Source organism: Paraburkholderia sp. BL25I1N1, assembly GCF_003002025.1.
In the GTDB taxonomy this organism is placed as follows: domain Bacteria; phylum Pseudomonadota; class Gammaproteobacteria; order Burkholderiales; family Burkholderiaceae; genus Paraburkholderia.
Map to the genome: position 1 here is coordinate 69,714 of NZ_PVZB01000034.1, position 8,135 is coordinate 77,848.

The 8,135-nt window shown below is 57.4% G+C and carries 7 protein-coding genes and 1 pseudogene; 5 read left to right on the forward strand and 3 right to left on the reverse strand.

The window, feature by feature from the left end; genetic code table 11:
* Positions 1–63: 63 nt before the first annotated feature.
* The gene (locus tag B0G73_RS35440) at positions 64–495 is read right to left on the reverse strand and encodes a PIN domain-containing protein (RefSeq protein ID WP_106285713.1); all 432 of its coding nucleotides are present in this window, start codon (positions 493–495) and stop codon (positions 64–66) included.
* Entirely contained in the window at positions 492–734 is a 243-nt protein-coding gene (locus B0G73_RS35445; RefSeq protein ID WP_106285714.1) for an AbrB/MazE/SpoVT family DNA-binding domain-containing protein, read from the reverse strand. Before B0G73_RS35445 ends, B0G73_RS35440 begins: the two co-directional genes overlap by 4 nt.
* Before the next feature lie 153 nt (positions 735–887).
* Here B0G73_RS35445 and B0G73_RS35450 point away from each other — a divergent pair.
* The 3 genes and pseudogenes from B0G73_RS35450 to B0G73_RS35460 form a co-directional block, all read left to right on the forward strand.
* A pseudogene (locus B0G73_RS35450) lies at positions 888–1,034 on the forward strand (IS6 family transposase); the annotation flags it as partial.
* Positions 1,035–1,303: 269 nt separating this feature from the next.
* Positions 1,304–1,714: a transposase family protein gene (locus tag B0G73_RS35455; protein ID WP_106285715.1), complete on the forward strand. Its 411-nt coding sequence runs from the start codon at positions 1,304–1,306 to the stop codon at positions 1,712–1,714.
* Between the two features lie 318 nt (positions 1,715–2,032).
* A complete protein-coding gene (locus B0G73_RS35460) occupies positions 2,033–3,478 on the forward strand; it encodes an NAD-dependent succinate-semialdehyde dehydrogenase (RefSeq protein ID WP_106285716.1) in 1,446 nt (481 codons plus the stop codon).
* A 342-nt stretch (positions 3,479–3,820) separates the two neighbouring features.
* On the opposite strand, the gene B0G73_RS35465 is transcribed toward B0G73_RS35460, so the two are convergent.
* Positions 3,821–5,230 carry a PLP-dependent aminotransferase family protein gene (locus B0G73_RS35465; protein ID WP_146142607.1) on the reverse strand — a complete coding sequence of 470 codons (1,410 nt, stop codon included), beginning with the start codon at positions 5,228–5,230 and terminating at the stop codon, positions 3,821–3,823.
* Positions 5,231–5,580: 350 nt separating this feature from the next.
* Between B0G73_RS35465 and B0G73_RS35470 the strand changes: the two genes are divergently transcribed.
* A complete protein-coding gene (locus B0G73_RS35470; RefSeq protein ID WP_181196721.1) occupies positions 5,581–6,465 on the forward strand; it encodes a phytanoyl-CoA dioxygenase family protein in 885 nt (294 codons plus the stop codon).
* The gene (locus B0G73_RS35475; protein WP_106285719.1) at positions 6,462–7,589 is read left to right on the forward strand and encodes an NADP-dependent oxidoreductase; all 1,128 of its coding nucleotides are present in this window, start codon (positions 6,462–6,464) and stop codon (positions 7,587–7,589) included. Before B0G73_RS35470 ends, B0G73_RS35475 begins: the two co-directional genes overlap by 4 nt.
* Positions 7,590–8,135 lie beyond the last annotated feature (546 nt).

Here is an 8,135-nt window from a genome sequence, read left to right on the forward strand (position 1 = left end):
AACGTCGCGGCCACGAGCTCAAACTACAAACCGCGCGACGCCCGACGACGAATCAGACGGCGGTCAACTGGGTGACCGGAACGGATTGACCACCGTCAGCCGGTCGAAGATGACCTGGCCGTGTTGCATATCTTCGCTGTAAAGTACTTCGCACTCTTCAAGCAACGCGAAGGCGATGATGCACGAATCGTAGAATCTGAATCCGTAGTGTTCGGCGATACGGCGTGCTTCCTTGTTGACTTCAAGCGTCAGTGGCACGATCTCGCAGAACTCCTCCACATCGCCTAGGAGAACGTAGATCTCCGGCCACGAGAGCCCCATTTTCCGGCTCATGACGAGCGTAACTTCGTTCATTACCTGCGTGCTGATGACGGGCATCCGCGCCCCCTGCACCACCAGCGCCTCGGCCCGGTCGGCCTTCGCGGCGTCGCCGGAGAACAGGTAGGCAATCACATTGCTATCGACGGCAAATCGCGCCGGTGCCTCAACCGTCATTCAGCGTTTCCCCTTTCGCTGAGCGATTCCCGATCGAACTTGAAGTCGGCGGGCAGTCGTCCGCGGTACTTGCGCAGGCGCTCGATCCGCTCAGCGTCCGTCGGCTTTTTGCTGACCGAGAACGCACCGGACTGTTCGGCATAGATCTCAATGTCGTCGCCCTCCTTCAGACCGAGTGCATCGACGACGCTCGCGGGCAGCCGGACGGCAAGGCTGTTGCCCCATTTAGCGACTTGCATCATTAACTCCAATAGATACACATAAATCGTATTGTATATCCAAACGAATGCTTTTCAAGTCCGAGGGCGGTTTCGATGATTGCCTCGCGGGCGACTAACTATGCACGTCGGGCATTGTCAAGTTGGCGCCGGGGTCGACGAATATAGTGGGGCATGAAGAAAGGTTCCGTCTCCGTTTTGCCGTCGGCCGAGGCGCCGATTTCGTCCAAGGGCTACCGATTTCCGCCGCGCATCATCAGCTACGCCGTGTGGCTGTACTATCGGTTCCCGCTCCACCTGCGCATGGTTGAGGAGATGCTGGCGTATACCCTTCCGCTGCGTTTTGGCAATTATGTATGTGTGACCCGCACCATTGCCACCATTTTCATAGCCTTGCTGGAGCCAGCGGCTGGAGGTCTTCGGCACGGTCGTTGCGGCTCCTCCGTAAACGTCCTGACTCGCATCTCGCCATGTCAACAGTCCTACTTGTCGACGATGAGCCGGATAACCTGTGGGTATTCCATAGGGCTGTTAACTTCCGTTCGACCGTGTTAGCTTCGTGAGCTTCGAAGCAAGCAGTGGAAACGAGAATGATATTCGGGGGTGTATTTTCTGAACTGCACGATGTACGGCGCGAGCAAGGCAAGCGCTATGCGCTGGAGCCGCTGCTGTGTGCGATCGTGACGTCGATGTTGGCAGGCGCCAACTCGCTCAGGACGATTGAGGTGTTCATTGCCGAGCGCCTGGCGCGGCTGAATGGGCTGTTCGGGACGAACGGGGGCAAGGCCCCGAGCTGGGTAGGAATCCGCAAATTCCTGCTCCAGGTCGACGAGCATGAGCTGGAGTGCGCGGTGCGTCATTTCGCCCAGCGACAGGCGTCAGCGCCGCCCGGACGACAGTTCATTGCGCTGGACGGCAAAGCGCTGCGTGGCAGCGCCTCACGTCTGGATGACCTGGCTGCCTGGCACATTGAGGAGCGGCCGGGATTGACGGCTTCGTAAGCCGTGCGACCGGCGGTCTAAGTGTTTCGGCACGCTGCCGGTGCACCCTTTAACTTCAACCAGCACGCCATTTGATGTATGATGCATCACAATTGGCGGGCCAGCTTGCATGTTTTCTCTAGTCTCAACGCTACCCTTGGGACTCACTGCCAGATCGCATTACAAAACACATTCGGTCTTGTTGAAGCCGATGCTCGCTTCAACAAGCCTCTGATCCGTAGCAATCGCCCGACTTCCGATTGATGGTCCGATGTAGCTTCCGCTCGCCCATACACACTCGATCCAAACCCGTTTCAAGCTGGAGCACAGGAGTTAGACATGGCAGTTTCTGAATACGTGGACACCCCGCTCTTTATCGATGGCGAATGGGGTCCCGCCGCAAGCGGCAAGACCCTCAATGTCGTCAATCCCGCCACGGGCGCAACAATCGGCAGCGTGGCGCATGCCGGCATCGAGGATCTAGACCGTGCGGTAAAAGCTGCTCAGCGTGGTTTCGCGGTTTGGCGCAGAGTGCCCGCCTTCGAACGTGCCGCATTGATGCGCAAGGCTGCCGGACTCGTCCGCGAGCGCGCCGATTCAATCGCGCGCCTGATGACGCTCGAACAAGGCAAGCCGCTGGCCGAAGCCCACATCGAAGTCTTGTCCGCGGCCGGCATCATCGAATGGTTTGCCGATGAAGGATTGCGTGTCTACGGTCGGATCGTGCCGGCCCGCAACCTCACCTCTCAGCAGACTGTGATCAAGGAACCGATCGGCCCTGTCGCCGCATTTACGCCATGGAATTTCCCGATCAATCAGGTGGTCCGCAAACTGAGTGCCGCGCTCGCGACCGGCTGCTCGTTCCTAGTCAAAGTTCCCGAAGAGACCCCGGCATCGCCGGCCGCACTGCTGCAAGCGTTTGTGGACGCAGGGATCCCGAAGGGCGTGATTGGCCTGGTCGCCGGTAACCCCGGCGAAATCTCGAACCATCTGATCGCACATCCGGCGATTCGCAAAATCACGTTCACCGGCTCGACCGCTGTCGGCAAGCAACTCGCCGCCCTTGCCGGCCAGCATATGAAGCGTGTGACCATGGAGCTCGGCGGACACGCACCGGTGATTATCGCCGAAGACGCGAATCTTGAACTCGCTGTCAAGACCTCGGGCGGCGCGAAATTCCGCAACGCCGGTCAGGTATGCATTTCGCCGACCCGCTTTCTCGTGCACAACAGCATCCGCCGCGAATTCGAACAAGCGCTGGTCCGGCATGCCGAGAGCCTGAAAGTCGGCGACGGCTTGGCCGAGGGTACGACGCTCGGGCCGCTCGCCAATGTCCGCCGGGTCGGCGCCATCAGGAAAGTCATCGAAAACGCGCGCGCGGTCGGCGCAACCGTCGCGACCGGCGGTGAAGCGATTGGCGGCGACGGCAATTTCTTCGCGCCGACCGTGTTGACTGACGTTCCGCTCGAAGCCGACGTTTTCAACAACGAACCGTTCGGCCCGGTCGCCGCGGTTCGCGGTTTCGACTCGCTCGACGAGGCCATCAGCGAAGCCAACCGGCTGCCGTACGGCCTCGCCGGTTACGCATTCACGCGCTCGTTCAATCATATCCATCAGCTGAGCCAACGGCTGGAAGTCGGCATGTTGTGGATCAATCAGGCGGCCACGCCGTGGCCGGAAATGCCGTTCGGCGGTGTGAAAGACTCCGGCTATGGTTCCGAAGGCGGCCCGGAAGCGCTCGAACCGTACCTCGCGACGAAGTCTGTCACGGTATCGGAAGCTTAAGAAACGGTGGAGAAATGGAATTGACGCGTTGTCAGCGACAAACGCGTCAATTCGCGCCATGTTGGCGGGAAAAAACGGACCCAATCCCATGAATCAGCACACGCTCGGTGGCAAATACCATCTGATCGCCGAGGCGCGAGGCACCCGGCTCACGGTTATACTGACCTGGGCTGCAGTTCCGAGCCGCCTCAACAGCGGTTGCGAGCACGGGACATGACGTTGGTGCTCACAAAAATCGGCTCGCACTATGTCATGTCGTTTCGGGCATCATAGCGGAATGCGTTAGTGCAGTAGACTTCGGGGGGCGCACACGAATTGTTCACTTGCGAATGAATATCACGGTCAACGCGCACCCTTGCGCCACACGCGCGCCACAATTGCCAATGCCTCGGCTAATCGCTCACGCTCGCGGACGCCGCCCATCGAAATTCGGACGCATTCTGGCGTTGCTTCTGCATCAACGGAAAAGGCGCTTGCAGGCAACACAGCGACGCCTTCCGCGAGCAACTCCGCGGCAAAATCCTTTGCAGTGCAGTTTGGAGCCATCGGCAACCACAGATGGTAACTAGGAAACCGCAAAGGCGGGTATCCGCGTTGAAGTGCATCGGCCGCGATCTGTTGTCGTGCAACCGCCTCCTGACGGTGCCAATTGAGCAACCGTCCCCCTGTCCGGGACTCAATCAGGGTCGATGTAATTTCTCCGAGCAGTGCGGAAGACGTCCACGACAATACTGGAATCGTATCATCCAATCGTGAGCGCACCGGGCCGCGCATAGCTGCATAGCCAATTCGTAAACCAACAGCGAGACTTCGATTGGTGCCGCAAATATAAATGCATCGATCCGGCGCGAGCGCACTGAGAGTGGGAGTATCATCCCCGGCGAGATGCCCCGCAGTATCATCCTCCACAATCAAACAATCCAGTTCGCGCGCAACATCAATGATCTCATGCCTCCTTTCGAGCGGCATAGTGATGTTCGTCGGATCATGCCCCGTAGGCGAGCAGAAAATCGCTGCAACTGCCTCGCCGCGAGCTGCTTCCCGTAGAGCCTGCGGGGACAGTCCGTTCACGTCCATAGCAACGCCGCGCACGCGGATCCCGAATAACGCGGCCAGCCGGCGGAAGTCCGCGAACCGCAGAGACTCGGTCAGGATTAGATGCCGACCTGAGCTCAAGGCCGCCAGAATCGCCAGTAAAGCATCTCGCATGTTGTCGCACACCACGACCTCGTCTAGTGTGTACGCGAGGCCCCTCAACGAAAGCCAGTGTGCGCCTGCCGCGCGGTGCGCCTCCATGCCCTGCCCGGGGTGAAATTCGAAGAGGCCATGTAAAGATTTACGGCGAGCGATTGCGCCAAGCAAGCGATTGAGGCTCTCATTAAATGGCGAAACCATCGTCGTGTTCATCCGCAGGTCGACGAGCTGTCTCGGCTCAGAGTCAACCGCCTGTGCGGTTTCGGGGAATGCACCAACGAAGGTTCCGCGACCGACCATGCCCACGATCAAGCCTTTCGATTCGGCAAGTTGATAGGCTTGAGTGACTACATCGAGCGTTACGCCGAGGCTCGACGCCAGCCCGCGCTGCGGGGGCAAACGCTCGCCTACACGAACCGCTCCGATGGCGATCGCCTGCTCCAGGGATTCAACCAAACCGACGTATAGGGGTTTGCGAAGTTCGCTCTTCTTGGGTGACCACATAAAACCACCGCCATGTTGAATTTTAAATCGCTCGCGGATGTGGGTGCGACCCAATTGGTCTCGTATTTCCCAGTGATCAGGAAGCTAAAACGCCTACTCGTCCACATCATCAATCTAATTGATGCTTGCTCACAGAATACACATAAACAATCATCTGCGGCAACTCCTCCAGCCCCTCGCGGAGGTTTGGCCGGCGCCACTTGGCAAAACGGCTCATTGAGTGTCTGTGAAACTCGGGCCGACCCAGTGCAACGGCGTCCTTGAGTACAAAACGACTGGCCGCCAAGCACACGGCTCTGACCCGTCCGAACCTATACAGCAAAGGACAGACTTGTATTATGAAGCTGCGCGGTAAGCCCGAGAATAAACAATCGAGGCTGCTACTCATTAAAAAGGAGCATGGGATGACTAACCGGTTGCCGCAGCCAAAAAACATTGTGACTCTGGAAGAGAATACGAGCGCCGCGCAAATTAAAGAGGTTACCGACTTCGATGGTGCAGTCATCGTGCCCAATCTAATATGCACGGATCTGCTTGCCCGGTTCAACAGTGAAGTCGATAGGTTTTTCGTAGAGCAACGACGCAACGAGATTATGTCCATAGACCCCGAAGCGGATAAGTTCACGCGACGCCTCGCTGGCCTTGCGGCACGCACTCACTGCTTCGCGGACATCATTTTGACGGACCGCATTCTCGACTGGGCTGAAGCGTGTCTCGACGGCGCTAATTATGACATCCAACTCGGCAGTGCACAGGTGCTGGAGGTATGGCCCGGTGCACCGACTCAAGTCATCCATCAGGACGGCGGCTATGCTCCCTTCCATCTGCGCGGTGCCGACAAACCAGAGGTGATTGCAAGTTGCATGATTGCGCTAACCGATTTCACTGCAGACAACGGCGCTACTCGCGTAATTCCCGGAACCCACAAACTCGATATTGACTGGAATGAAGTCTCTCATCGCCCTGAAACTGTGCCGGCGGTAATGAGGGCTGGCAGCGGAATGTTCTTCACCGGCAAAGTTGCGCACGGCGCGGGAGCAAATATGTCAAATGCTCCGCGGCGAGGTATGACACTGTGCTTTTATGCAGGCTACCTGAAACCCGAAGAAGCTCATACGCTCGTAATATCGCGCGAGCGAGCCAGGCAGTTGCCCCCGCGCCTGCGGCAACTGCTTGGCTTTACTTCGTATTACGGCCGCGGTAGGTCCAAAGACGAGAAGATGCCGATGGCTTGGCAATATGAAATCGGTGACGCCTCGCAATATCTGGAGCGGGGGCCGATTGCGTGAACGATTTGCCAAAAAACATTCGCTGGACGTTGAAGAGCCACCCCGAAGGCAAGGCCACGCTTGCGAATTTCCAGCGCGAAGAAGTCTCCGTGCGTCCATTGGGTGGCTACGAGGTTCTGGTTCGGACGCTATATCTTTCCCTCGATCCCTACCATCGTCAACTGATGGACAAGCCGGTTGATCGATTCGGGGTGACGGGAGCCGAACAAGCCGCTGTTCTGGCGCCAATCCCCCTGGGAGATACGCTGCGGGGCGCCGGAGTGGGCCAGGTCGTCAGGTCGACTGACCCCCGTTTCGCACGAGGAGACATTGTCGAAGGCTACCTGGGCTATCAGACACATTCGATTTGCAAGGGGAAAGGCGACGGCACACCCACCATGATTCCCTTGTCGACGGAAGCGGCCGCGGGCGGCGATGGTTTAACAGTCGTGCAGAAGTTTGACGCCGGCGACGCGCCGCTTTATATGCGCCTGTCCGCACTGGGTGAGCAAGGTTTGACAGGGCATATCGGATTGATCGAAGCCGGAAAGCCGCGCCCAGGAGAAACCGTGTTCGTCAGCAATGCCGCCGGCTCAGTCGGCCAAGTCGTTTCGCAAGTAGCGAAGATCATGGGCTGTCGCGTGATAGGCAGTGCCGGCCCCGAACACAAACTGAACTATCTTCGCGAAGAACTCGCCCTCGATGGTGCCGTCAGCTATCGTGACCCCGAAGCCGGCGCAAAGATTGACGCACTATGTCCAAATGGGATTGATGTTTATGTCGATCTCGCCGGAGGCGCTTTCTCGGACTTAGTCTTCAGTCGCCTGAAATTCCGTGGCCGTATGGCTGTCGTGGGAACTACGGCCGACTGGTGGATCGATCCGGACGATCCGGTCAATCGTTCTCCGCGGCCCTGGTGGTCAATCAATCTGAAGCAAATCAGAGTAGAAGGATTTGTATTGTGGGACTACGTTCATTTATACGATACCTACATTCGACAGCTACGTAACTGGTGGAGCGAAGGAAAACTGAAATCGCGTGAGCATATGTATGAAGGAATCGACGCGGCACCTCAAGGACTTCTGGAGCTTGTTGAAGGCAGGAATTTCGGCAAGGCCATCGTACGCGTCAGTGAACCGGAATGATCGGCATACACTCCGAATCAATGGATCCTGAATCAAGCCCACGGCCGAAATCTCAAGTCAGCTTGTTAATGGCAGATTGTTTTAATGCCACTATCAGAGCGGGAAATATTCACGAGATTCCTAGTGCGGAAAAATAGTGTGGCCATATTTCACCAATGTTTAAGGAAAATGCGGGTTGGAAGTTGACCGCCTTAGCCTTTTATTTTGCCGGGCAAATTAAACCATCGCGTGATTGCAGTTCCTCCAACAGACCTGGACGGTCTCAGGTTTATACCGCCCGCATCGCACCCGGACATTATTTACGTTGACTCTCGCATTATCGGACTCGAAGATGAATTCTTCGGTACGTTTTGACAAAGATGCTCAAACAAGGAAAGGGCTTAATCATGATCGAGCAGCAGGAGCCTGAGGAATTGAGAACGACCGTGTGCGGTTGTGACACGTACGTGCAGCGAAGCGGTAAAGGCCCGACCGTGTTGTACCTCCACGGCGATCGAGGCGGTAGCGAGTGGACCACGATCCTTCAACGGCTCGCAGCAAACTTCG

What these genes read in the sequence shown, in the direction of transcription:
- B0G73_RS35460 (WP_106285716.1), top strand. Translation starts at nt 2,033, where the DNA reads ATGGCAGTTTCTGAATACGTGGACACCCCGCTCTTTATCGATGGCGAA.
- B0G73_RS35445 (WP_106285714.1), bottom strand. Translation starts at nt 734, where the DNA reads ATGCAAGTCGCTAAATGGGGCAACAGCCTTGCCGTCCGGCTGCCCGCG.
- B0G73_RS35455 (WP_106285715.1), top strand. Translation starts at nt 1,304, where the DNA reads ATGATATTCGGGGGTGTATTTTCTGAACTGCACGATGTACGGCGCGAG.
- B0G73_RS35470 (WP_181196721.1), top strand. Translation starts at nt 5,581, where the DNA reads ATGACTAACCGGTTGCCGCAGCCAAAAAACATTGTGACTCTGGAAGAG.
- B0G73_RS35440 (WP_106285713.1), bottom strand. Translation starts at nt 495, where the DNA reads ATGACGGTTGAGGCACCGGCGCGATTTGCCGTCGATAGCAATGTGATT.